A 25,670-nucleotide genomic window follows, 5' to 3' on the forward strand; every position below is an offset into this window, starting at 1 on the left:
GCCTGCAACCCTACGGTTTATCCCTCGGGGAATCGGGTTCTGTAATTCGGATTTGGTCTGAGACCTTGAACTACCACCAACCGTTCACCTTTGGCTTGGCGGATCATTCTCCCTTTGCCAGGTGCAGCCACTGCGCGGCAGACGCTGTAGCCAGGGGTGGGGCAAACCAATAGCCCTGGCCAGATTCACACCCTAGAGCTTTGAGAATGTCGAGTTCGGTGGCGGTTTCGATGCCTTCGGCAACCACGTCTATATTTAGGCTTTGGGCCAGGGTGAGAATCATCTGCACCGTCTCTAGGGAAGTTTGGGCGTCTGGTCCGGTAGGGCTGAGGCGCTGAACAAAGGAGCGGTCAATTTTGAGGGTGTCGATGGGAAATTCGTGCAGGCGGCTGAGGGACGAATAGCCCGTGCCGAAGTCGTCGATGCAGAGCCGCACGCCCAGGGCCTTCAGCCGCTTGAGTGACTGAGCTTCGCAGGTGAAGGTGTCGAGGATGCAGCTTTCGGTAATCTCTAGTTTGATACACTGCCGGGGAATTTGGGTGGCCTGTAGCACCACCTCTAGCCGCTCGATCAGTTCAGGCTGCTTTAGCTGCATGGCGGACAGGTTGACATTCATGGTCAGTAGCACCCCAGGGGAGGCCGCCTGCCAATGCATGAGCTGCTGACAGGCGGTTTCGAGCACCCACCAGCCGATTGGGCCAATCAGCCCGGTTTCTTCGGCCACCGGAATAAACTCTAGGGGAGAAATCAGCCCACGGATGGGGTGTTGCCAGCGCACTAGGGCTTCAAAGCCGCGCACCTGGCCGGTAGCTAGGGAAACAATCGGCTGGTAGTAGAGGCAAAATTCTTGGGCCTCGATGGCTCGTCGCAGGTCGCTCTCTAGCTGGAGCCGCTGGGTGATCTGGGTTTGCATGGCGGGGTCAAACACCACGTACTGGTTTCTGCCCTTGGCCTTGGCTTGGTAAAGGGCAATGTCGGCATCGCGCAGCACGTGGGTAGCCACCTGATAGTTGAGGGTGCTGTAGGTAATGCCCGTGCTGGCGGTGGAAAAGACTTCATAATCGCTCACCCGAAAGGCCAGCGAAAACTGGTCTTGAATGCGCTGAGCGATCGCCAGGGCATCGTCAGGGTGCACCAAATTTTCGAGCAAGATGGCAAATTCGTCGCCGCCAAACCGCGCTACAACGGCGGCACCGACGCAGTGTTGCAGCCGTTGACTGGCCAACTTGAGGAATTCGTCGCCGACCAAATGGCCCAGACTATCGTTGATGTTTTTGAACCGATCGAGATCCATAAACAGCACTGCGTAGAGGCGCTCAGGGTATTGGGCGCTGATCTGAATGGCGTGCTTGAGCAGATTAAGGAAGCAGGCGCGATTGGGCAGATTGGTGAGGCCGTCGTAGAGGGCATTGTGCTGGAGTTTATCGGTGGCCTGGATCAGCTGCGTTTGGGTTTTTTGCAGATTCTCTAGCGACTGCTGCAGCGTTCGGTTGCTCAGTTCCAGGTTTTGGTAGAGGTTGGCATTTTCGAAGGAAATGGCCGCCTGAGCACAGAGAATGTCTAACACCTGGATGCGATCGCGGGTGAATGCTCCCGTAGTCAAAGTATTCTCCAGGTAGAGCACGCCCATCGCCTGGTTTTTTTGAATTAACGGCAGCCCCAGCACCGATTTGGGTGAGTGTTGCACTAGATAAGGATCGGCGGCAAAGCGCGGCTCGACGCGCATATCGTCGATCACTAGAGGGGCGGCGGTGCGATCGACAAAGTGAATCAGGCTCACCGGCAGGTGGCGGCTGGTTTGCAGCGGCACCAGATCCACCCGGCAGGTTTCGCCGCTGAGGCAATGGGCCACCACCACGAGCTGGTCGGCCTGGCGCAAAACTAAGGCCCCGCGTTCGGCCCCGGCATTTTCTAGCACCAGCTGCATCAGGGTGACGATCAGCTGATCGGGGCGCAGCTCTTGGGAAATGGCCAGGGACGCCTGAACCACAGCGGCCAAATCGAGGGCGGCGGTATCGCTAGTGCAACTGCTGATCTCATCGCTGGCGCTGAGCACCCCCGGCGCGGGCAGCCCCGCCGTCGCCTGCAACGCCTCGGGATAGAGGGCTTCAAGCTGTTGAGTTTTGGCCTTTGCCCCCCAGTGAGCGTAGGCCTGGTAGGCCGCACGCAGGTAGGGCTGGGCTAGGTTGGCTCGCCCCCAGGCCAGGTAAAACCGAGCCGCCAGTTCGTTCGCCAGCCCTTCATCCTGAATAAACCCGTGGGTTTTGGCGGTGGCGATCGCCCCATCGTAGGCCTCCATTGCCTCTAGATAGCGCCCTTCGACTCGGGCGATTTCGGCTTCAACTAGCTGCCAGCGGTGGCGGTGGTTGCTGGGCGCAGAGTCGGCCCACTGGGCCAGCTTTTCCTGCTGCTGCTGAATGCGCTGCCACCGGACGGGCTGGTCAGCGGCGGCCTGATCAGCGGGCTGATCCCAGAGCGCCAGCTGAATCAGAGCATCATAGAAGGCGTAGAGAGCAAAGGAAAACTGGGCTCGCCCCCCATCCAAATAAGTGGCCACCTGATCGGACTGCTGGGCCGCCTGCTCAATTTGCCCAAACAGGTAGTAGAGCACCGTCTGGTTGAAGTGGTAGTGGAAAAGGGAGGTGCGATCGCTGTGCTCCAGGTGAAACCGCACCGACGTTTCCGCCTCGTACACCGACCCGCTCAAGCACCAGGGACTTTCCCCTTCCCCCAGCAGGTTGAGCACCGTCTGCTGCACGATTTCTAAACACTTCAGCGACACCTGCTTGAGCTGACGCAGGGTCTGGCGATAGGCAGCCATCTCCGCCGCCAAATCCTCCAGGGGCTGCCCAGCAAAATAGGCATAGTGGCCATAGGCCTGGGCGTTGAGCACCACACACTCCAGATCGCCCGTCGCCAGCCCGCTTTGGTAGGCCTGCACAAAGGCGGGCAGGCTCTGCCGCAGGGGGTCGCGCCAGTGGCAGATGAAGTTGTGCACCAGATACCCGGCCCGGCTCTCGCTGGTGGTGGCCCCCAGCTGCTCTAGCAGCCGCAGCGCCAGCTGGCCAAACCCATAGCCCAGCTTGATTTCGCCCATGGTACACAGCGCCATGCCATAGCCCGCGTAGGCAAAAATTGAGATCGGGCTATTGCCAAAGCGAATGGAAAACTCGACCTGCTTGGCCATCAGCAGGGGCATCAGGGCCGGTAGCGCCCGATAGGTTGGAGCGGTGAGCTTGGTCATAATCTGCATGGCCGCCAGCCGCTGGCCCGCCGCCATCTTGGGCAGGGCCAGCAGGCTGAGGGGGTCTTGCCCAGCCCAAAGCTGACGCGTATCGGCTAGGGCCTGCTGCACCTCAGCCGGAGTGGGCTGTTCTGCAAAGTCAACTCCCAAGATGCGCAGCACCTGCAGCCCGGTGCGCACCGCAGCCAGGTAATTACCCTGGGCGCGATCGGCCAGCAGCCGCATCTCATAAACGGGCAGCTGATCGAGCAGGTTATAGGCGTGGCGGACGGTGAGGCCAGCCCAATACTCCACCTGCTCAAAGTCGGTGCAGAGGTAGGCGACTTCGGTAATCTCTTGGTGCAGGGCCAGGGTCAAGTCATACTGCTGCCCCCAGGTGTTAGCCGGCAGTAGGGCGATGCCCTGACGCAGATAGTCCAGCGCTGCCGAGTAGGCTGTGGCCGTTTTAGCCCTGCGGCCCGCCTGCAAATTGAGCTGAGCTAGCTGTTCCCGTTCGGCGGCGATCAGCAGCGCCTGCCCCTCGTTGAGGTGGTTGACGATGGTAAACAGCTGCTCCTCGCGCTGGGCCGGGGACGATTTGTGCCACAGCAGCTGGCCGATGGTGAGGTGGGTCTGGGAGCGCTGGTCGGTTGGAATCAGCGAATAGGCAGCCTGCTGAATGCGATCGTGCAGAAACCGGTAGCTTAGCTCTGGTCTGTCTAAGGGCAGCAGGGCCGGCTCTAGGCTACCTTCTGGCTCTAGCAGGGTGTAGATCTCGCTTTGGGGCAGCACTAGCCCCAGTTCTAAAGCGCTCCAGAGGGCGATCGCCACGTCAGTTTCGGGCAGCTCCGACACCAGCGCCAGCGTACCCAAATTAAACGGGTTGCCGATGCAGGCCGCCAGCTTCAGCATGGCCTGGGTAGAAGGCCCCAGCTTTTGCAGCTGCTGGGCCATAAACGCCACCACATCCTCGTTTATGGCCGCGCGGCGGGCCTGCCCCAGATCGCACTGCCAGGCTCCCTGCACCGGGTCAAAAACGATGGTGCCTTCCTGATACAGAACCTGCAAAAACTGGGTGGCAAAAAACGGGTTGCCGCCAGTCTTTTGGTAGACCAAATCGGCCAAGGGCTGGGCCAAAAGCACTGGGCAGACCAGGGTGTCAGCCACCAGCTGGTTGATGCTGGCGGCCGATAACGGCTCCAGGGTAATGGTATTGATGGTGGTCCCGCTCTGGCGCAGGATGTCTAGGGTCAGCATCAGCGGGTGGGCCGGGCTCACCTCGTTGTCGCGGTAAGCCCCAATCAGCAGCAGGTGCGGGCACTGGAGGTCGCCGATCAGCAGGTTCATTAGCTGGAGCGAGGCCAGGTCGGCCCACTGCAAATCGTCTAAAAACATCACCAGGGGATGCTGGGGCGCGGCGAACACCTGAACAAAGTTCTGAAATAGCTGGTTAAAGCGATGCTGCGCCGCCTGGCCGGAGAGTTCTACCACGGGCGGCTGGGGCCCGATGATCTGCTCTAGCCCAGGAATGACGTCAATTAGCAGCTGGCCGTTGGCACCTAGGGCGGCCAAAATGCCGGTGCGCCAGGCCTGAAGCTGGGCCTCAGGTTCGCTGAGCAACTGCTGCATCAGCCCTTGCAGGGCGGTCAAGAAGCCGGCAAAGGGGGTGTTGCGCTTAAACTGATCAAACTTGCCCTGAATGAAGTAGCCCTGCTGGCGGGCGATCGGCCGCTGCACTTCATTGACCACCGCCGTTTTGCCCACCCCCGAGTAGCCCGCGACCAGCACCAGCTCGCTACCGGTCACTTCAGCCGTGCTGACGCGCTCAAAGGCGGCCAGCACCGCCGCCACCGCTTCCCCCCGGCCGTAGAGCTTTTCGGGAATTAGAAAACGACGGCTGCGATCGCGCTGCCCGAGCACAAAAGCGACAATGTGCCCTGTCTGCTCTAGCTGGTGGCGGCACCGTGTGAGGTCGTGGTGTAGGCCCGCTGCGCTCTGATAGCGATCCTCCGGATTTTTTGCCATCAGTCGGCTAACTATGGCCGCCACCACCGCCGGTACGCTCGGGTTCACGCTGGCGATCGGCGGCGGTGCCTTAGCGATGTGGCAATACACCAGGCCCATCAGAGTATCGGCGGTAAAGGGCACCCGCCCGGTTAGCAGTTCGTAGAGGGTAATGCCGAGGGAATAGTAGTCGGTGCGGTAGTCAACGCCGCGATTAATGCGCCCGGTCTGCTCGGGCGAAATGTAGGCCAGGGTGCCCTCTAACATGCTGTGGCGCTGCCCCAAAATCGCCTCGCGCGGCAGGCGCGAAGCGAGGCTAAAGTCGGTCAACTTCACCTGGCGGGTTTCGGGATGGATCAGCAGATTGCTGGGTTTAATGTCTTTGTGAATGATGCCCTGGTCGTTCAGATGCTTCAGGATATCGGTGAGCTGCTGGGCAATTTCGAGAAACTCCAGTAGCTCCAGTTTGCCCTTGCCCTCGTCCCGGCGTTGCCCCACCCACTGCTTGAGGGAAATGCCGCCAAAATCTTCTAAAATCAGCGCGTAGCTCTGACGGTAGGGCAGCAGCTCGTAGGGCCGCACGATGTTAGGCGCATGCAGGCTGCGGGCGATCGCAAACTGATGCCGAAACTGCATCAGCTCATCTGGCGTTGGCCGCTCGCTGCGCAACACCTTGATCACCACCATCTGGCCATCGGCCAGACGACGCCCACGGTAGACTAGACTCTTAACCCCGACGTATAGCTGATCTAAGAGTCGGTATCCAGGCAGCTCAATCATCGGATGAGTCAAATTGAATGCTCTTCCTAGTCTTCCCGGACTTATCTACCGTGAGGCGGTACTGGGCAGGGCGGAGCTTACCCGCCTCCTGATCAAAGCTCACAACCAAGGCTATCGCTCTTGAGTCACACCAGCTAGAGAAGACCTGTAATGTTGACTACTCGTTGGAAACTCTGCTCGTTATCAGGCCATCGACAACGAAAAATGGTCGTTTCAGATAACCTTCGGCAAAGGTCATTGGCAATAGAAGAGCGCGATCGCAAGTGATACAAGTCCTATCTGTGTACCCCGTAGGGACGTTGCACTGCAATGCCCCCACGGGGTATCGGTCATAAACCGGGGTTTCTAGAGTCGGTGTGAAACCTGGGTGAGACAGCCCCAAATGCGATGATTTGAACCTATTCCTAGGCACAGTTCGTCAATCGATCAGGCTCGCGATCGCCGCCACCAGTTCAGCGGGCTCAACCGGCTTACTAAAGTGGCGCTGAAATCCGACCGCTAGGGCTTTTTGCTGATTGATTTCCCCAGCATAAGCCGTCAGAGCGATCGCCTTGGGAAGGGAGTAGGCCGCGACCCGCCCCGGCTCGGCAAACTGAGCAGCCATGTGCTGGAGCAGCATATAGCCATCCATGTCTGGCATGCCAATGTCACTGATTACCACGTCAAAGGGCGATTGGTTGAGGGCTTGCAGCGCTTCTACCGCAGAGCCTGCGGCCGTCACCCTCGCCCCGGCCTGCTCCAAAATAAACGCCAACATCTCGCGAGAATCGGCTTCATCGTCCACAGCCAACACTCGAAAACCCGCGAGGGGCATAGCGCTACTCCCCAAAGCCTCAGACCGAGGGGTATTCGCTGGCTCAAGACCCGATGCCGTCAGCAGCGGCAGTCTAACCCTAAAGGTAGAGCCCTGCTCGTCGCCGGGGCTCTCGGCCTGCACAGTGCCGCCGTGCAGCTCAACTAGCTGACGCACGATCGCCAGCCCCAGCCCCAGCCCACCAAACTGCCGGGTCGTTGTGCTGTCGGCCTGACGAAAGCGATCGAAAATGTAGGGCAGCACCTCGTCGGTCAGGCCCTTGCCGGTGTCGGTGACCGTAATTTGCGCGTAGCCCTGAAGCGGTTGAGACTGGCGGGTTGAGATCTGCATCGGATCGGCAGCTTCAGAACTCATACCCGCCTCCCCCTGCTCTAAAGACACCTCAACCCGGCCGCCATGGTCGGTAAACTTCACCGCGTTGGAGAGCAAGTTCCACACCACCTGCTGGAGACGACCAGCATCCCCTGAGACATATCCCACCGGAGCACAGTTGACCTGAATGGCGATCGCCTTGGCTTCAGCGGCTAGCCGCACCGTTTCTAGAGCGGCTTCAATGACGGCTTGAAGATTGACCGGCGTGGCCTCAAGGCTGAGTTTGCCCTGCAAAATTTTTGACATGTCGAGCAGGTCGTCAATTAGCTGGGTTTGCAGCCGGGCATTGCGCTCAATGGTCTGGAGGCCACGGGTTTGGGTGGCCAGATCGTGCTGCTGCTTTTGCAGAATTTGTGACCAGCCCAAGATCGGGTTCAGAGGCGACCTGAGTTCGTGGGAGAGCACCGCCAAAAACTCGTCTTTGATCTGATTTGCTTGCTCGGCCTCGGCGCGGGCCTGGCGCTCGGCCTCATAGAGCTGCGATCGCGAAATGGCCTGGGCGCACTGACGGCTCAGGGTCAGCATAAACTCGCGATCGTCCTGGCTGAGCTGCTTAAACTGCTTAAACGACAGCGACAAGCCCCCCACCGCCTTGCCTTCCACCATGAGAGGCAGCGAGATCCAGGCCTCGAAGGGCTGTTTTTTGTAAGCATCGGCCAGATGGGGGTAGCGGGCCAACCGTTCCGCCATGGGCTCTGACCAGGCAGGTAGGCCACTTTTGACCGCCTCTGAAAGCGGCAAGGGCGCATCAATGGAAAACCGAGGCTGAATCTCCTTTGGATCAATGCTGTAGCCAGTAGATTGCACAATTTCGAGGGTAGTGCCATCCGGGCTGAGCAGGGCCATGAGGGCAGCATCAGCCTCCAGGGCCGCCACGCTCTGCTCGACAATCACCGCCGCCACTTGAACAGGCGTGAGCGACTCGGAGAGCGCCGCGGTCACCGTCTGCAGCCGAGCGGTGCGATCGGCGGCGGTTTCGGCGGCCTGCTGGGCCTGCTGGGCCGCTTGATACAGGCGGGCATTGTCGATGGCGATCGCGGCGCGACGGCCCAGGTCTTCGGCTAGGGCCAGGTCGGAGGGGTCGTAGTGCCGCTCCGACTCGGCAAACACAAAGGAAATGCTGCCTAAAACCCGCCCCCGCGCCTGGAGAGGAGCGACAACAAAGGACCTCAGGCCTGCACCGCGCAAGATTTCCAGATACTCAGGGTTAGTGACAGTTGCCACCATTTGCTCGTCGGTGATGGTGACGACAATTTCGCTTTGCCCAGTCTTCATCACCTGGGAGATGCCGTAGCCATCGTCTAGGTGCCGGGGAAAGCGTTCGGCCATCTCCCAGCCCAGCTGCACCTTTTGAGGATCGCAGTGGGCTACGGCAACGCGGCTAATGCTGCCGTCCTCATTCAACAAATCGACTGCGCACCAGTCGGCGAAGTAGGGCACGGCTAGCTGGGCAACAATTTGCAGCGTCTGTTCGTAGTCTAAAGACGCCGCCAAGGCCGCACTCACCTCCACCAGAAAGGTCGATCGCCGCTGCTCAGTCTCCGCTTCTAGGCGGGCCGCCTGGGCCCTGACCAGCTGGGCGCGGTCTTCGACCAGGCGCAGGCGCATGGCCTCAGCCTGTTTGCGCTCGGTGATGTCGTGCATGACCACCACAGCCCCTTGCCGTTTGCCTTGGCCATCGACGATCGCCTGCCCGTTGACCAGCAGCGTGCGGGCGGAGCCAGTTTGAGGCGCAATCACCATCTCAGCGTTGCTGATGGTTTCGCCCTGCAACGCTCGAAACAGGGGAATTTCTGCGGTGGGCAGGGGCGTTTGGCCATCGGGGCGGTAGAGGTCATAGCTCTCGGCCCACTGCTCCGGTGGCAGGGGCTGCTCGGGCAGCCCGTGGAACTCGCGGGCCGCTTGGTTAAACAGGGTCAAAACGCCCTCGGCATTACAGGCCACGATGCCGGCCTGCACGCTGTCAAGCAGCACCCGCAGCACATCCTGCTCTTTTTGGAGGGCGGTTTCCGCCTGCTGCCGGTCAGCAATTTCGAGGTGGAGCAGCTGGTTGGTCTGGGTGAGTTTAACGGTTTGCTGGTCGACCAACTGGGTCAGCGCCCGCTGTCGGGCAGCTTCGGTTTGCTGGCGCTCTAGCTCGGTAGCCACCCGCAGGGCAAAAATAGTCAGCAGCGTCTCGGTAAGCTGAAGGTTGACCAGGGGCTTGCTGTCCATGATGCCCAGCAGGCCGATCGCCGTTCCGCTGGAGTCAAAGAAGGGCATGGCGGCATAGCTTTCTATCCCCAGGGGCGCTAGGAGCGGGGCCTGGGGAAACTTGACCTGCACGCCGTTGGCATAGCAGCAGAGTTTGCGGCTTTCCAACACCCGCTGGCACGGGGTGTCCTGCAGCCGGTACTCAAAGTTGTCAATGATTTGCCCCTGGGCACAGGCGGCGATCGTTTTAATCGTATTTTGGTTGCCGCCCTGGAGCAGACCAATGTAGGTGTAGTCAACAGCCAAGGTTTGGGTGAAGTGCTGGACCAGAGCCGCAAAAAAAGCGTCGCCGACCGACCTCGACACCCCCCGGGTCACCTCTAGGAGCGCGGCATCGATTTGAGCGATCTTGCGCGCGGCCAGGCGCAGTTCTAGTTCATCGATGACCAGGGCCGCCAGGTCAGATAAGACTGTCTGCTGCTCATCGGTTAAAGGCGGGTGGGGCTGGGTATCGAGCAAACAGAGGGTGCCCAAGACGAAGCCATCCTGGGTGATCAGGGGCGCACCGGCATAAAAGCGCAGGCCAGGTTCGCTCTGCACAAAGGGATTGCAGGCCAGGCGCTCGTCCTGACGGGTGTCGGCAATCACCAGCACCTCGTTTGACAACAGGGCCAGACTGCAAATCGTGGCGTTTCGCTGCACCTCTTGGATATCGAACCCATGGGCCGATTTGAACCAACCTCTCGACTCATCGATCAGAGAGATTAGGGCGATGGGCATGCCAAACAGGCGGGCCGCGAGGTTAGTAATGCGATCAAAGGTGGCTTCGGGCGGGGTATCGAGGATGTTGTACCGCCGTAGGGCCTCCAGCCGAGCGGCCTCATGGGCTGATCGTCGCGCAGTTGACGCCGGGTCGGAGAGAGTTTCAGCCATGAATCGATTTAGCAGGAGTAGCTCGCGGTTGATGAGACCAGGCAACCTTAATCCTACCCAGTTTCCTAGGCAGGAGAGGCATGGCCAAGGCCCAGAGTGGCGATCGCCTTCATCAGATCCTTGGGCTCCACCGGTTTGGCCAGGTGCAGCTGAAACCCGGCAGCTAGGGCCTGCTGCTGGTCGAGTTCGCCGGCGTAGGCGGTCAGGGCGATCGCCGCAATGGTGCCCCCCTGTTCCGGCGGCAGGGTTCTGATCTGCCGCATGAGCTGGTAGCCGTCGGTGTTGGGCATGCCAATATCGCTCAACAACAGGTCGGGCTTGAGCTGAGTTAACGCGGTCAGGGCCGCCGCCGCCGAGGCCACCGCCACCACCTCGGCTCCGGCCTGTTCGAGCAAAAACGAAAATACGTCGCGGGTATCCATTTCGTCGTCGACCAGCAGCACTCTGAGCCCCTTTAGCGGGGCAGGGTCGGCACCCTCTGGGGCAGCGGGCAGGCCGACCTCGGCCTCAAGCCAGGTTTCTAGCAGCGGCAGCCTGACGACAAAGGTGGCGCCCAGCCCCAAGCCGGGGCTGGTGGCGGCGATGGTCCCCCCGTGCATTTCTACGATGTGGCGGGCGATCGCCAGCCCCAGCCCCAGCCCCCCAAACTGTCGGGTGGTGGCGCTGTCAGCCTGCCGAAAGGTGTCAAACACATGGGGCAGAAACTCCGGAGCGATCCCCTGACCACTGTCGGTGACTTTAATTTGGGCAGCTTGAGCCGGCAGCGCGGGGGAATCGCCGGGCGATGGGAGGGCGCTCCAGGGCCAAGGGCTGTTGTCCATCACCCGCTCTAGGGTGACCTCGACTCGACCGCCGGAGGGCGAAAATTTAACCGCGTTGGAGAGCAGGTTCCAAACCACCTGCTGCAACCGGTTCGCATCGCCAGACACCCGGCCCACAGCGACGTCAAAAACCGTTTGAATCTCCACGGCTTTGGTGTTGGCCGCCAGCTGCACCGTTTCGATGGCGGCCTGAATCGTGGTTCTCAAATCAACCGCCCGGTAATCTAGCTGCAGTTTGCCCTGAAGAATCCGTGAGACATCGAGCAGGTCGCCAATCAGCTGGGTTTGCAGCTGGGCGTTGCGCTCGATGGTCTCTAGGGCCCGATCGGTCGTGGCGGCATCGTACTGGCGCGATCGCAGCAGTTTAGACCAGCCCAAAATTGGGTTGAGGGGAGTGCGCAGCTCGTGGGAGAGCACGGCTAAAAACTCATCTTTAATGCGGTTGGCCGCCTCCGCCTCGGCCCGAGCGGCCCGCTCAGCGGCCAGGCTGCGGGTCAGCTCCAACTGAGCCTGGCGCTTGGCTGTGATGTCGCGGACGGTGATAATGGCCAAAATGATGCGGCCCTGCTTATCCTGCACCGGAGTGCCACTGTAGCTGCCAATCCAGGTCTTGCCGGTATCGCGGCGACGCACCTGAATGCCGTAATCGCTAAAGGTTTCGCCCCGCAAGGCCATCACCATCGGCCACTGCTCTAGGGAAATGGACTGGCCCTGCAAATCTTCGGCCTCAAATAGGTCTGCAAACTCGGATATGGACTGCTGCACCTGGTCGACGCTGTCGTAGCCATGCAGGGCCAGCGCCACGGGGTTAAACGTCACGATGTGGCCCTCTGGATCGGCGATGACCAGGCCCTCGGTCATGCTGTTGATCACGGCTTCGAGCTGGCCCAGGCTGGTCTCTAGGCGATGCAGGAGTTGTTCTCGTTCAAGCTCGGCCTGTTTGCGATCGCTGATGTCTAAAAAAGCCGCCACCGACCCTCGCACCTGACCCTGGTGATCGAGCACCGGTTTGGCGTAGCCAAACAGATTAAACTGGCTGCCATCGCCTCGAACTACATCGATTTCAGTTCCTTTGATTTCGGTGTTGTGAATCGCGGCGTGGCACAGGGGAAATTCGTGGGGGGCGAGTTCTCGGCCTTCTCTCAAGATTTTGTAGGCTGGTGGCGAGGTCTCGACGGGGGGGTAAGACACATTCTCCTGAGGGTCAAGCCCCAAAATTTGGGCAAAGGCCGGGTTCGACTTGACCTGCCTAAACTCGGCGTCTTGGGCGATTAAGACCCCGATAGGAATCACCTCAAAGAGGGTTTGCATGTCTTGGTTGAGCGCCGCGATCGCCTGTTCTCGCGCCTCAAGCGCCACGGCCATCTCGTCAAACGCCTGCGCCAGCTGACCTAGCTCCCCAAACTGGTCAGACAGCTCGGTGCGAGTTCCCAGGTTGCCCCCCCGCAGCTGGTGGGCGGTCTTCACCAGAGACTTGACCTTGCGCGTCAGAAAAACGTCGCCCCCAATCCAAGCGGCCGCCAGGGCTAGCGCCGTCACCCCGGCTAGCGCCAGCAGGTTTTGCAGCAGCAGCCAGTTGCTTTCGGCCACGACCAGGCTTTTGGGCACCCCAATGCGAATGTGTACCGCCTGATCGGCGGGGCTATCGCCTAGGGTGGTAAACCCATATAACCGCTCGACGCCATCGAGCCCCCGGGCCACCGCTGTACCCTCTTGCTGAGCCAGCATGATCTGGGTCATGGGCGAATCTGGTAACGATACGCCTACCCAACTGGGGGAAACTGGGTAGCGCACCAGAACAGTGCCGTTGCGATCGGTGACGGTCATGACCGCCTCCTTGGGCAGGTCCACGGCGGTAGCCAGCTGGTTGAGCCAGGCCAGATCGAGCGCGGCGATAACTACGGCCTGCACCTGTCCAGCGTCATCGAGAACGGGATAGCCAAAACTGAGGTCGGCCTGTTTTGTAATGCGCCCAACCTGGTAGTTGCCAATGGCAAAGTCACGGGTGTCGCGGGCGAGCTGAAAGTACTGGCGATCGCCCACGTACAGCGGCGACTCAGCCGGTGTACTACAGATCGTGTAGCCCTCTCGATTGGCGACGGCAAGGCCCGCGTAGGCCTGATATTGCCGGAGCAGATTAGCCAAGAGCTGATTGCAGGCCTCCGCGTCGCCCTCGCGCAGGTCGGGCATTTGGGAAAGCGCGATCAGCAGTTGCCGAGCCCCTTCACTCGTCTGCCGCTGGTGGGCAGCCGCAAATTTAGTTAGCCGCAGCAAATTTTCCTGGGCCTCGACGGCGGCCGTGCGCCGCTGCACCGCTGCCGTGTAGAGAATCAGCCCCAAGGCTGGAACTACGGCTAGGAGAACCAGCAGCACCAGGCGAGCACGGAAACTAGATATTAGGTAGCGGAACCTGGTCTGCATTGCGATAGCGATCGCTCTCCCATTGCCTGAATTGAGGTGGACTGAACTAAGGTAACAGCTGCGCTCCCGTGCATCCCAGCCTAAACTAACACCCGCTAGATTCCACCAGGATACGCAGAGAATGCCCGGTGGCCACTGGGTCAGAACGGAAGAACTTCGCCATACTCTATTAATTAGCCTGTCTGACCGCCAGCGATCGCCCGCTCCTAAGCCTTTCGCTGCCGCAAACTCCCCCTTTACTGTACTGCTACCGGAAAATCTGATGCGACTAACCGCTGGGTGTGAGCTTTTGTTCGAGACCACTGAGCCTTCGCCGCTCATCCTCATGCTGCGCCCGCGCGGTGGGGCCGCCCAGCAGGTAATTCAAGACAGCCTAGAGCTTGAGCCCAATGTGCCTGTGGTCGACTATGTCGATAGCTACGGCAACCTCTGTCAGCGGCTACTCGCCCCGGTCGGGCAGTTGCACGTGCGCAGCACCTCCACCGTTGAGGTCGCCGACGCCATCGATGTGCAGTTTGGCGCTGAGTTTGTGCCTGTGCAAAACCTGCCCGACTATGCGCTTCAGTTTTTGTTGCCCAGCCGCTACTGCCAGTCTGACTTGACGGCCGATTTAGCCAACAACATCGTGACCAACCTTGAGCCCGGCTACGACCAAGTCGAGGCGATTCGCCACTGGATTCACACCAATATTGAGTACCGCTACGGCACCAGTGATGCCTCAACCTCAGCGATCGAAACCGAACAAAACCGCGTTGGGGTGTGCCGCGATTTTGTGCATTTGGGCATTGCCCTATGCCGCAGTTTGACAATTCCGGCCCGCATGGTGGTGGGCTATTTGCACCAGCTGGAGCCCATGGATCTGCATGCCTGGTTTGAGGCCTACGTAGGCGATCGCTGGTATACCTTTGATGCTACTCAGCCTACGGCCAAAGGCAATCGCATTGTCATTGCCTACGGTCGAGATGCCGCCGATGTCGCTCTGGCCACCCAGTATGGACCTATAAACCTAACTGAAATGGAGGTCTGGGTGACCCCGTCAGAGCTGTGACTATTACAATAGAAAGTATTCCAGCTACGGCGCTATGCGTGGCGGGCATTTCTACTGGTGGCCTACAGGGGTTTAAGCCAGTACCCAAAATGTCTAAAGCGTATTGGGCATCGCCTAATTTCACTAGCTAGCTCTTTATTGGTCAAACACCATGGGCAAGGAAAAGAAAAGCAACAAAGAAGTCAAAAAGCCTAAGTCCGAGTCGAGTGGGGAGAAGAAACAGAAGAAAGACCCTAAACGCTACGACTAGATGTTCTGGCGTTGTCAGGTTTTTCAACTGCGATGATTACTGTTCACCACTTAAATAACTCGCGTTCCCAGCGGGTGCTCTGGCTGCTTGAGGAACTGGGCCTGCCCTACGAGGTTAAGCGCTACGAGCGCGACCCGGAGACTATGCTGGCTCCCCCCGCCCTGCGGCAGGTGCACCCCCTGGGCAAATCGCCGGTGATTACCGATGGCAATCGCACCCTAGCGGAATCGGGGGCGATCGTCGAATATTTGGTCGATCGCTACGGCGAGGGGCGACTAATCCCGGCCTTGGATAGCCCAGAACGGCTGCGCTATACCTACTGGCTGCACTACGCCGAGGGCTCTGCCATGCCGCCGCTGCTGCTGAAGCTAATTTTCGACAAAATTGAGCAAAGCCCGATGCCCTTTTTTGCCAAGCCAATTGCCCGAGGCATCGTCAGCCGGGTCAAAGACTCATTTATCAACCCTCAAATTACTCAGCACCTCGATTTTATGGAAGCGGAGCTGGGAAAAAGCACCTGGTTTGCCGGGGAAGACTTCACTGCCGCCGATATTCAGATCAGCTTTCCCCTAGAAGCCGCCGCGACGCGGGCGGGGCTAAACGCCAGTCGTCCTAAACTGATGGCGTTTTTAGATCGCATCCACGCTCGTTCCGCCTACCAAAAAGCGCTGGACCGAGGTGGTAAGTATGAGCTTTTGGGTTGAGCGCGCAACTTCGGCTGTAACCGGCGGGCCTTGGCAGACTCTATGGGGCAAAGCAACTCGACAGTCCTACGAGCCGGACGCTTCATAGCCTTGATGCTGGCTGCGCTCAGTCTCAGTTTGTCGATGGCTCACCTGTTAGAGCTGCCGCAAAGAATGCAATTTGACCAGCAGCTCTGGGTTGAGGTAACGATTGTTGAAAACGTCTATCGGCTGTTTGGCTCGGTGGGCGCGGTGTTTGAAATAGGGGCCATTTCATCGGCGATCGCGCTAGCGTTTTGGGTGAGAAGGCGCGGTGCGGCATTTTATTGGACCCTAGGTGGAGCGGTGCTTCTAGGGATAGCATTTGTGGGCTGGCTGCTCTTTGTTTTGCCCATGAACACCGAGTTTGCTACTTGGTTGACCCAGCCCGTGCCCGCCGATTGGACGCGGTATCGCAACCAGTGGGAATATGCCCACGCAGCGATCGCGCTGATCAAAACCCTTGGCCTAAGTTGTCTTCTCGTCTCTGTACTCCTAGATGCGCCGGGAAAACTAGCGGTGAATTCTGGGTTTGATCGGCCGCACCAAAATAGCTTGCCAGCAACCACCTTACCCTCTGTGCCTGTTAGAGCTAAGTCTGCCTGGCTATGGCCAATGCGGCTGGTGGGGGTAATCGTCGCCAGCGCAGTCTTCTTTGGTTTGATAACCTACGTTTTCCACAGCGTTTTGGTGGGGACGATTTTATCTATCGCAGGCATTCTGGGACTTGGCTCTTCCATAAATAGATGAGGCAGTTCGTTCGTCACCACCGGCAACCTTAGGTCTTTGGAGCGCGCGAACTCAGCGGGCAGTGAGGTTAAAGAGCGACAAGGGCGATCGCGCCTCAGGGTACAATCCCGCTCGTATTTTTTCGCAATCAGAGCATTCCGTGATCTAGTTAAAATACAAGCATCCCTTTCTCTCTAGCGGTTACACCGACTCCATTTGTGCAACAGCCCTCTAAACAGCCCCACCCTGACTCAGCCTGGCGAGCCGATCCTGGCTTACAGCGGATCATTACCCACCTCTCGACGACCCTGGAGCGGGATAGTCAGATCGTGGATACCACACGCGATCTACAGGAAAAACTTGGCGCTGACAGAGTGCTGTTGTATTACTTCTACCGTCCCTGGAAAGGGCGGGTGACCTTTGAAGCCCTCAGCGATCCGCAGTTTTCGATCTTTGGTTCCACTGGGCCAGATGAATGTTTCACCGACGAATATGCGGCCCTGTACTTGGCTGGACGGATAAGGGCGATCGCCGATATTGAGACAGAGCCCATTGCCGAATGTCACCGCAATTTTTTGCGCGAGCTGCGAGTGCAGGCCAATTTAGTCGTGCCGGTGCTGGTGAATGACGATCTCTGGGGACTGCTTGTGGCCCACCACTGCCAATCTCCCCATGTTTGGACAGATGGAGATATTGCGGCCATGCTGTATGGCGCAGAAACCCTGGCCATTGCACCCGCCATCCGAGGCCAATAGCGGGTGAAGGTTGGGGTTAGAACAGCCCTAAAACGCCAGCTTCGAGTTTCTGAAGCGCTCCGATGGAAGAACTGGGTCACGGTTGTGGCTTAGGAATCGGACAACGGTGCTCAGCAGTTTTTATCAGATTGGCCACGGGCTGCACTGGCAGCGGCCCCGGTTGTCGAGCGACGGTGCGGTCTGGGGCAGCACGATCGCGATCGCCCTCTAGGTTCGGCCCTTGACCATCGCCGACCAGCTGGTGATAGATCGCCTCATAGCCATCAACCATGCGCTCAATATTAAAATTGACCGCGACATGCTCTCGGCAGGCGCGGCGACTGAGGCGATGCACCTGGGTCACAGCCTCAACGCAGTCGTCAGTGCTGTGGCAGAGAAAGCCCGTCTTGCCGTCAACCACCACCTCCGGGGCCGACCCCATAGCCGCAGCAATGACTGGGGTGCCGCTGGCCATCGACTCCGTCATCACCAAGCCAAAGGGTTCTGGCCAGGTGATAGGAAACAGGGTAGCGGTAGCGTGGCCAATCAGAGCTTTTTTCTGGGGCTGGCTAACCTTCCCTAAAAACTCAATTTGCTCTCCGTCAATTAGGGGAGCCACACAATGCTCGAAAAACCCTTGGTTTTCAAAATCGATTTTTCCCGCCATTTTGAGCCGCCAGCCGCTGCGCTTGGCAATCTCGATCGCTAAGTGGGGGCCCTTTTCCTCCGACATGCGACCGAGAAAGGCTAGATAGGGCGGCTCCTGGGGTAGAGGATGAAAATCAAATTGGTCAATGGCGATCGCGTTGTGGATCGCAGCTACATAGTTCAGCCCGATCTCGGGCCGCTGCTGCGACCTAGACACCGTGACTAGGTTTTGCCGCCGATATTGGTTAAAGATGTTCTCAAAGGCGGGGGTGAGCAATCCGTGCAGGGTGTGAACCACTGGCGTCGGGCTGAGGTGGGCGTAGGGCAGCGCCACCGCATCCACATGGGAATGAATGATGTCAAAATCTCTAGCGGATTGAAAGACGTTCTCTAGCTGTCGCTGCTCATAGCGGGCATACTCTAGCGGCAGTAAGCCCAGGGGGCGCAGGGCACGATAACAGCCCGGCACTAACCGGGCCTGGGTCTGAGAATCGCCTGAGGCAAATAGCGTCACCTGGTGTCCACGGCGCACTAGCTCTTCGGTGAGCAAACTCGCCACCATCTCAGGGCCACCGTCGTCTAGAGGCGATGCTCTATTCCACAGGGGTGTAACCTGGGCAATTCTCATATCAGCCCCTCCAATTTTGGTATGACGCTAAGCGCATCAGCACTAGGTTAGAAGTCTTAGTCAAAAAGTTGTGAAAATGTGTGGTCCTAATCGCATTACTCGACCTAGAAATTTTGGTGCCAAATGATTGTCAAACCTAGGAAAAATGCGTATTTAACGTACCGTCATCCTAAGGCTCTGATCTAGCAGTAGCCTATACCATTGTGACGATTGGCCTACTCAAATATCTCTGCCCAAAGGTTTGTCTAAGCTACCCCTTTGGTACAGGAGAAATTGATTTATTCTTGATGGAAATTTAGCAACAACAGCAGAAAGATTTAGACCAAAAAATAAGGCTAAAACACAATCGTTTTTAGGGTAAGGAGCTCACCCTAAAAATGAACCCAAACTGTGCTAGGTATTGATGAATCTGTTGGGCAATACCATCAAATTTACGCTTCGGAAAACCGTAGGCCTTGGTCTAGCGCTCCAGAGCCTGATCAGCCCAGGAAGCCGGATCCTCTAAGGGTTCTAAATGGGTGAAAACAAAGGTGCCGGGTAACGATCGCGCGATCGCCGCCTCAATATCTTCACAGAGGTCGTGCCCTTGCTTGACCGTCCAGGCCCCCGGCACCAGCACATGCAGCGAAACAAACCGCCGGGCACCGGCCACCCGAGTTCTGAGGGCGTGAAACTGAATACCCTGGGCCTCAAATGGCTGCAACGCCTGGGCGACAATCTGACGTTCTGCCTTAGGCAGCCCCGTATCTAGAAGGCCTAACCCGGTTTCGCGCATCAGCTTGAGCCCAGCCCACACAATGTTTGCCGCCACTCCCAGGGCAATAATCGGATCGAGAATCAGCCAGCCCGTCAGGGGAATTAGAATCACCCCCGCCCCCACCCCCACCGAGGTCCAGACGTCGGTCAGCAGATGATGCGCATCTGCCCGCAGGGTAATGGAACGCAACCGCCGACTGGCCCGCAGCATGATAACGGCCAAGGCTCCATTGATGACGGTCGCCACCAGCGAGAGAATGAGGCCAAGACCAACCTGCTCTATAGGTTGTGGGTCAAATAGGCGACCCCAGGCGGCAAAGGCAATGCTGCCAGCGGCTATCAAAATCAAGACACTTTCGGCACCGCTCGAGAAATATTCTGCCTTGTAATGGCCAAAGGCATGGTCTTCATCGGCCGGTTTAGCGGCAAAGGTGACGGCCCAGGTGGCAACGATCGCGGCCACCAGATTCACCACCGACTCAGCCGCATCGGATAGAAGTCCGACCGAACCGGTCAGCAAATAGGCCGTTGTTTTAAGCAGGATAGTTAAAACAGCGGCTCCGATGGAGAGCAAGGTGTAAAACCGAGCTGAGCGATCGCCCATGGTCAGTCCAAAAGGCAGTAGAGAGGCTAACCCTTTCGCTAGTCTACGGCCAGTTGTCCCTCGGTAAACGGCTCCGGTTGTTTTTGCTGGGCTAGAGCGATCGCTCCGAGTTGAGGGGTTAAGCCCATGGCTACCTCACCCTCGCGTTTCAGTTCCGGTAACCGCCCCAACAACCCCTTAGCCCCTGGAGAAAATAGGAGCTGAACCCTAAGAATCCATGGCCTACCATGCGGAATTATCCCGCTGGCAGCTGAAGGATCTGGAGCGATCCTGCGGCTTTAAGAAGCATGCGATCACCCTACCCAATCACCTACTGCCCACTCTGCCCCCGACGTTGACCCTGCCACCACTCGATGGGGCGCAACGTCCTTCTGACTCTATGACCTATGAAAATCCCAACGCGCTTTCCGACTTTAGTCGGCATCAGTTTACTCACTACGGCTCTACTGGCCTGTTCCGCAAGCCCCCCGTCAACCCCACCAACGCCGCCCGAAACGCCGGCTTCTCAAACCGACCCGGCCACCCCATCCGGCTGGGCCGACCTTTTAGGGCCTGTTTCTGCTCCCCCAGAGTGGCAGGTCGAGCCCTGCGTCAACGCGGTGCTGCTGTGCGTTGAGGCCGACGGTGAACTGATTGGCACGGTAGAACGCTTTAGCCATCCAATCAGTGAGGTGCCCATGCAGGGCGGCTTACCGCTGCCTGAAGGATCAGAACTTGATTTTCTTCAAGCCTGGGTGAGCGACCACTACCGCGTCATCGAAGAAGACCGGCAGATCGCTGACCCCGCCCTCAAGTTTGTCGGAGAAGCGCCGGTAGCCATTTCTGTGGGCACCCTGCCTGGACTGCGCTACGACTACACCATTAACCATCCCAACGGAGCGTTGTTTGATCGCGGCATTGGCTATGTGACCACCGACGGCACCATGCTCTATGTGTTTGCCACCGGGGTAATTAGCGGCGACCCCAGCGGCTCGTTCTCTGACGAGGGTTTATTTGAAACGTTTTTACCCCACCTCAACACCATCATCCAGGGACTAAGACTATGATGCGAGGCAATATGAAGCGACTAAAACGGCTGGCCTATTTGGCCCTGGGTCTGGTGCTGGCAACGACATTGAGCTGGCCGGTGAATTCTCTCAAAGCTCAGGTCGACCCGACCGCACAGCAAACCAACTGGGCCCAGGCTCAAGCGGTAGATGTGGAGGCACTGCGATCGCACCTAGCCGCCCAAGACTGGCCCGCCGCCGATGCCGAAACCCGCCGTATTTTAGACCCTTGGATTCATCCGGGGGGCGATATTCTGAGCCGACCGCTGGCGACCAACATTCCCCCAGAGGTGCTGCAAACCCTCGACCGGCTCTGGGTTGAGGCCAGCGACGGTCGATTTGGCTTTAGCGTGCAGCGGAAAATTTGGGCTGAGGTGAGAGCCCAGAACCCAGAAGATTCGGCAGTGGCGGCCAAGGCCTTCGGCGATCGCGTCGGCTGGACCCGCCCTCCCGGTATGGAAGACCCCACCTTTATTGCTGGAGAATGGCTGACCGAGCTAGAAATTAACCCATCCCTAGATGCGCCCGTGGGCCACCTGCCCTGGGCCGGGGTGAGCTGGGAGCAAATTAGCAAAATTCTGTCGGTCGAAAGCTGTGGCAGCTGCACTATTGACGCCATGTATCTCCAGGGCGAACGGTTCAATCAGCATCTGCCGGTGCTGTTTAACTGGGTCGACACAGCGCTAGATCTGCCCGTTCCGGCGGTGGGCTCTTGGCAGCAACCCCAGTTGGCAAGCAGCATCGATCTAAAATCCCTCTACCCCGATTCCCCCTGCCCGATTTACACCGCGTCTTCAGCCATTAGCCCCAACGGGGCGGTGATTGCCATCGGCAGCTACAGCTACGAGCGATCATGCATTCGGGGAGAAAGCGCCCTGGCCCTATGGAACGCTGAGCGCGGCAACCGCATCATTACGCTGCACCGGGGGCCAGCCCTAGAGGCTTCCGCCCAAGGGAACCCGCCCCAGGAACCCGCAAGCCAAAGAACGCGCATCGTTGGGGATGTGGCCAATGCCGTGGCGTTTACCCCCGACAGCCAGTTGGTCGCGGCGGGCATGTCCTACGGTGTGGTGCGGCTCTGGTCTGCGACGACCGGCGAGCCGGTCCGCACGTTTCAGGGGCATCGGTACGCGGTGCGGGCGATCGCCATCAGCCCTGACGGCAAAACTTTGGCCAGCGCCAGCGCCGACCAAACCCTAAAACTGTGGAATCTCCAAACCGGGCAGCTGTTGCGGACGATATCGATGAATGCCGCTGATGGTATGGTGCACACTCTGCGGTTTAGCCCCAACGGTCAGCGGTTGGCCACGGCAACTGACCAAAACACCCTCCAGCTTTGGGATGTCACCACTGGGCAACAGGTGCGTACCCTGGTGAACCGGGCCACAAACCGCTACCCCCTGCTGCCTCTGGCTTTTAGCCCCGATGGGCAAGTTCTGGCAACGGGCGATCGCGACAACAGCGTCAAGCTTTGGAACGCCACCACTGGCGCTCGCCAGCTTACCCTCACCGGTCACACCGAGCCAGTACGGCACCTGGCCTTTAGCCCAGACTCTCAGCGTCTGGCCACCAGCGACGGTGAAACGGCTCGCCTGTGGAACCGGCAAACCTATGAGACGGTTCACACCCTTATGCTGAACCAAAGCGTGGGGCACCCCATTCAGCCGACCAATCTAGGCGAAGTGGCTTTTAGCCCCGACGGACAGACCTTGGCCACCAGCACTCTGCTGTTGCCTCTAGTGCAGAGCGAGCCCATTCCTGGTCAGGGCATTACCCTCTGGTCGGTGGCGACTGGGCGATCGCTCGCGCAACTCCACGACGTGGGCCAGTTTCAGTTCAGCCCCAATGGTCAGTTTTTGATGGCCCAGGGTCAGCGGGTGCAGCTCTGGCATCCCTATCGTGGCCTAGTGCAGTAGCTAATGTAGCCGTTGCGATCGAGGGTTAATCCGAAATCCGATTTGGTAAACCCTGGTTCATAACCAGGAACCCCGTAGGGGCGTAGCATGCTACGCCCCTACAAATTGTGGGTATTCATTTGGAATTTGATATTAGGCCGCAATCGCAATGGTTGTAGGCTAGTGCGTTACCCCAGTTTCAAGATTGAACTGGCGGGCTGAGGGCAGGTGGTACCAAGGCAGATGGGGATATTCGTGGTGCTCCCAGTGGTAGCCGAAGTAGTAACAAGTCAACAGCGACAGCACGAGCGGATAGTTGCTGCTAGTCGCATAGTGAGAATTGGCTTGCCCCGCTCGGTGCGGCAAGTAGGTGCCAAACAAAAACAGCTGCATCGAGCTTAGGACGATGGGCAACAGCCAAAACAAGCCCAGGTTGCTAACAGAAGTTTGAAATCCAATGATGAACGTTAGACCAATGGCAATTAGCTTTACCAGCATGACCATCTTTTCTCGGCCGTTGAGATAGCCCGACATAAATTTCCAATACCAACGGGCAAAGCTGCGGTGAATGCCGTCGTGAAAATCGGGATCTTGAGCTTGACCAGGATACCGATGATGCCGCCAGTGGTTGATAGTCAGTTTCTGATAGGACAAGGGGGCATATAGGCTGACAGCCAGTCGCCCAATGCCGTGGTTTAAGCGGCGATCGCCCGGCACCACGACCCCGTGAATGGCGTCGTGAGCCACAATAAATAGCCCAGTTTGAATATAAGTACGCCCCAGTATGGCCGCAACAATCCACAACAGGTTGAGCTGGGATATATCTACCAGCAAAAGCCCTGCTAAACTGCTCAGCCAGAGCGCCACAATTACTAATGCAACAAAAATACCCATGACAAGAAATGGCCTATAAAAATAGGCTATAGAGTTCAGTAATTAACACTTAGAGCTGTGGGCTAGACGCTGTCGCTGCGACCGAATCGAAAGTCGCTTAGGTTTTGCGTATAGTTCGGATCTTGGGTGCCCAGCAGCCGATCCCAAAACGTGAAATAAAGCCCATAGTGCACAGCATATTTGAGGTGGTGAATAGAGTGATGGGCGGGGCCAATCACCCACTCTCCTAGCCAGTGGTGAGGGAACAGAGCCGGTAGGCGATCTGGCCCCAAATGGTTAAGCACAGCCCACACCGTCATCGTTGTGAGCACGGCAAGCACTGTAATAAAATGCAGCGGCAGCACAAAGACAATGCCGACTAAAAAGAGCGCTTGAACAACGGCCTCCAAAGGGTCAAAGGCAAACGAAGTCCAGGGGGTAGGGTAGCGCGATCGGTGGTGTCCCCGGTGGAGCCAGGGAAACAGCTTGGGGTGGTGAAACAGTCGGTGGGTGAAATAGAAATAGGTATCTTGCAAAACCAAGACTGCGCTATAGCTAACCCCCAAATACCACAGTCCATATTGTCTTGGGTCGGTGTAGAGGCGAGTGGCTCCGTCTTCGTAGGAAGAGAGAATAAAGCCAGCGGCCAACGCAAACACCAGGGCCGACAGCGCCGAAAGATTGATATCGTGACGAATCGCTGGCCAGGATGGCACCCGATGCCGCAGCCGAGGGTTGATAAATGACCGACTGATGGGCGAGTAAAAGACCCAGTAGGTGATGCCTGCCACTAAAAAATAGCGGAACATAATGATTCCTAAAAAGGCGATGCTGTAAAACTCAAAGGATTGTTCTCTCAAGTCGATTTAGTTCCTTTTTAGGCCCTTGATGGTGCAGTGGTATCCGCCCGAGGTGCGTGTTAACGCTTTAGAGATCGCTTGGACTGCTCGATGTAGACCGAGCTTACAGCAGGTCAGCTATTGAGTCTGGCGATCGCTCGCCACACCTAAGGAGTGATTGCCGCTATCGCCAGGTCAGTTAAGACATGCTGTACATCCCTAGGTGGCGCTAGGACGGCAGCGTGCTACCTCGGTTTTTCCGGTGATAGGCACCTATGCCTCAAGCGAGTTGGTCAACCTACCCCATTGGCATTACCCTATCCTGCCAAAGACAAATTACCACCCGTCGTTTGGGCGGTTTTTAAGTTTTTATAAGAAAGATCGTCAATGAGTCTTCATGCTGCACATCCTCCAATTTGTAGCTAGCAGTTGCGTTGGCGATGCGAGCCTTTGACCCTCGCGGTGCAGCAGCCAGAGACAATAGGAAGGTCGCAGGTTGACTTACAGGCTAAAAATTAGTTGTTGATGTTGCCTGCCACCATAGCTATCTCGCATCGCGGTCTTGCACGAAGACGTAGCCCTGGAACCATCTAATCTGATTTTTAGTGCAAGTAGTTCGCTAGCAGGCGAGGGCTATATTGACAGGTCAATTTGAGATATTGCGGCCTGCATCGGCAGTTTGTTCTCTGAAGACATTACACTGCTGTGCCACTTTGCTTTGCAGCAAGGTCAGTAAGCCATACAGCTGTGCCACTTCGCTATACAGCGACGTGAATAAGCCATACAGCTGTGCCAGTTTGCTATGCAGCTGTGCCACTTTGCTTTGCAGCGACGTCAATATGCTAAACAGCTGTGCCACTTCGTTATACAGCGGCCTCAATACGCCAAACAGCTGTGCCACTTTGCTATACAGCGGTCTTAGTTTGTTAAACGGGCTGCTCAATGCGCCAAGTTGCGGGGGCAGTGTGCTTGTTTTTGGCGATCGCAGCCCCCGACGGCAAAATTTATGCAGTCAGGGACTGGCAGGATGCGTTATTCGATCAGCACGGTTTTGGTGGCGATCGCCATCCAGATCCCGGTGCCGCTGGATGCTGAGCCAAGAATGTCACTGATAGGTGGCACAGGAATAGGGTCGCTCCAGTCGTTGGGATCGGTGTAGCTGTGGGCATGGAGGATTTTGATGGTGCGGTCTATGCCGGCGAGGCTGCCGTAGAGCATGTGTCGCACTCGCTCGGGGCGAGGATGGGGATGCGCGGGCTGGGCAGGCGGAAGATTTGACGCGCCGGATGCGTCGGGATTGAGGTATTCAAACATCGGTTCTGTCTCCAGTTGTGGTT

15 protein-coding genes are annotated in these 25,670 nt (G+C 58.0%); 6 read left to right on the forward strand and 9 right to left on the reverse strand.

Annotated elements, in window-relative coordinates; genetic code table 11:
* Positions 1-103: 103 nt before the first annotated feature.
* The 3 genes from H6F59_RS18820 to H6F59_RS18830 all read right to left on the reverse strand — a co-directional run bounded on the left by H6F59_RS18820 (position 104) and on the right by H6F59_RS18830 (position 13,513).
* Positions 104-6,019, reverse strand: coding sequence for an EAL domain-containing protein (locus H6F59_RS18820; protein WP_190703766.1), 5,916 nt, complete (start codon positions 6,017-6,019; stop codon positions 104-106).
* Between the two features lie 406 nt (positions 6,020-6,425).
* On the reverse strand, positions 6,426-10,319 hold the full coding sequence (locus H6F59_RS18825; protein WP_190703784.1) for a GAF domain-containing protein: 3,894 nt from the start codon (positions 10,317-10,319) through the stop codon (positions 6,426-6,428).
* 65 nt (positions 10,320-10,384) lie between these two features.
* Entirely contained in the window at positions 10,385-13,513 is a 3,129-nt protein-coding gene (locus H6F59_RS18830; protein WP_190703787.1) for an ATP-binding protein, read from the reverse strand.
* A 310-nt stretch (positions 13,514-13,823) separates the two neighbouring features.
* Here H6F59_RS18830 and H6F59_RS18835 point away from each other — a divergent pair, with 310 nt between their 5' ends.
* From H6F59_RS18835 to H6F59_RS18850, 4 genes are all read left to right on the forward strand, one after another.
* Positions 13,824-14,609 (forward strand): transglutaminase family protein, encoded by a 786-nt coding sequence (locus H6F59_RS18835; protein WP_190704297.1) that lies wholly within the window; start codon positions 13,824-13,826, stop codon positions 14,607-14,609.
* A gap of 282 nt (positions 14,610-14,891) precedes the next feature.
* A complete protein-coding gene (locus H6F59_RS18840; RefSeq protein ID WP_190521140.1) occupies positions 14,892-15,563 on the forward strand; it encodes a glutathione S-transferase in 672 nt (223 codons plus the stop codon).
* Positions 15,564-15,593: 30 nt separating this feature from the next.
* The gene (locus tag H6F59_RS18845) at positions 15,594-16,331 is read left to right on the forward strand and encodes a hypothetical protein (RefSeq protein ID WP_206755221.1); all 738 of its coding nucleotides are present in this window, start codon (positions 15,594-15,596) and stop codon (positions 16,329-16,331) included.
* 197 nt (positions 16,332-16,528) lie between these two features.
* A complete protein-coding gene (locus H6F59_RS18850; protein ID WP_190703791.1) occupies positions 16,529-17,065 on the forward strand; it encodes a GAF domain-containing protein in 537 nt (178 codons plus the stop codon).
* Positions 17,066-17,141: 76 nt separating this feature from the next.
* Here H6F59_RS18850 and H6F59_RS18855 read toward each other — a convergent pair whose 3' ends face one another.
* Together H6F59_RS18855 and H6F59_RS18860 are read right to left on the reverse strand one after the other, a co-directional pair.
* Positions 17,142-18,320, reverse strand: coding sequence for a glycosyltransferase family 4 protein (locus H6F59_RS18855; protein WP_190703793.1), 1,179 nt, complete (start codon positions 18,318-18,320; stop codon positions 17,142-17,144).
* Between the two features lie 460 nt (positions 18,321-18,780).
* Positions 18,781-19,680 (reverse strand): cation diffusion facilitator family transporter, encoded by a 900-nt coding sequence (locus H6F59_RS18860; RefSeq protein ID WP_190703796.1) that lies wholly within the window; start codon positions 19,678-19,680, stop codon positions 18,781-18,783.
* A 386-nt stretch (positions 19,681-20,066) separates the two neighbouring features.
* Here H6F59_RS18860 and H6F59_RS18865 point away from each other — a divergent pair, with 386 nt between their 5' ends.
* Together H6F59_RS18865 and H6F59_RS18870 are read left to right on the forward strand one after the other, a co-directional pair.
* On the forward strand, positions 20,067-20,726 hold the full coding sequence (locus H6F59_RS18865; RefSeq protein WP_190703798.1) for a hypothetical protein: 660 nt from the start codon (positions 20,067-20,069) through the stop codon (positions 20,724-20,726).
* 11 nt (positions 20,727-20,737) lie between these two features.
* On the forward strand, positions 20,738-22,642 hold the full coding sequence (locus H6F59_RS18870) for a GUN4 domain-containing protein (protein ID WP_190703800.1): 1,905 nt from the start codon (positions 20,738-20,740) through the stop codon (positions 22,640-22,642).
* A 159-nt stretch (positions 22,643-22,801) separates the two neighbouring features.
* Here H6F59_RS18870 and H6F59_RS18875 read toward each other — a convergent pair whose 3' ends face one another.
* From H6F59_RS18875 to H6F59_RS18890, 4 genes are all read right to left on the reverse strand, one after another.
* Positions 22,802-23,515 (reverse strand): fatty acid desaturase, encoded by a 714-nt coding sequence (locus H6F59_RS18875; RefSeq protein ID WP_190703803.1) that lies wholly within the window; start codon positions 23,513-23,515, stop codon positions 22,802-22,804.
* Between the two features lie 62 nt (positions 23,516-23,577).
* Positions 23,578-24,354 (reverse strand): sterol desaturase family protein, encoded by a 777-nt coding sequence (locus tag H6F59_RS18880; RefSeq protein ID WP_242021562.1) that lies wholly within the window; start codon positions 24,352-24,354, stop codon positions 23,578-23,580.
* Between the two features lie 625 nt (positions 24,355-24,979).
* Positions 24,980-25,234 (reverse strand): hypothetical protein, encoded by a 255-nt coding sequence (locus H6F59_RS18885; protein WP_190703806.1) that lies wholly within the window; start codon positions 25,232-25,234, stop codon positions 24,980-24,982.
* Between the two features lie 131 nt (positions 25,235-25,365).
* Positions 25,366-25,647 (reverse strand): hypothetical protein, encoded by a 282-nt coding sequence (locus H6F59_RS18890; protein WP_190703809.1) that lies wholly within the window; start codon positions 25,645-25,647, stop codon positions 25,366-25,368.
* Between the last annotated feature and the right edge of the window lie 23 nt (positions 25,648-25,670).

It is taken from the genome of Nodosilinea sp. FACHB-141 (assembly GCF_014696135.1).
Classification (GTDB): Bacteria; Cyanobacteriota; Cyanobacteriia; order Phormidesmidales; family Phormidesmidaceae; genus Nodosilinea.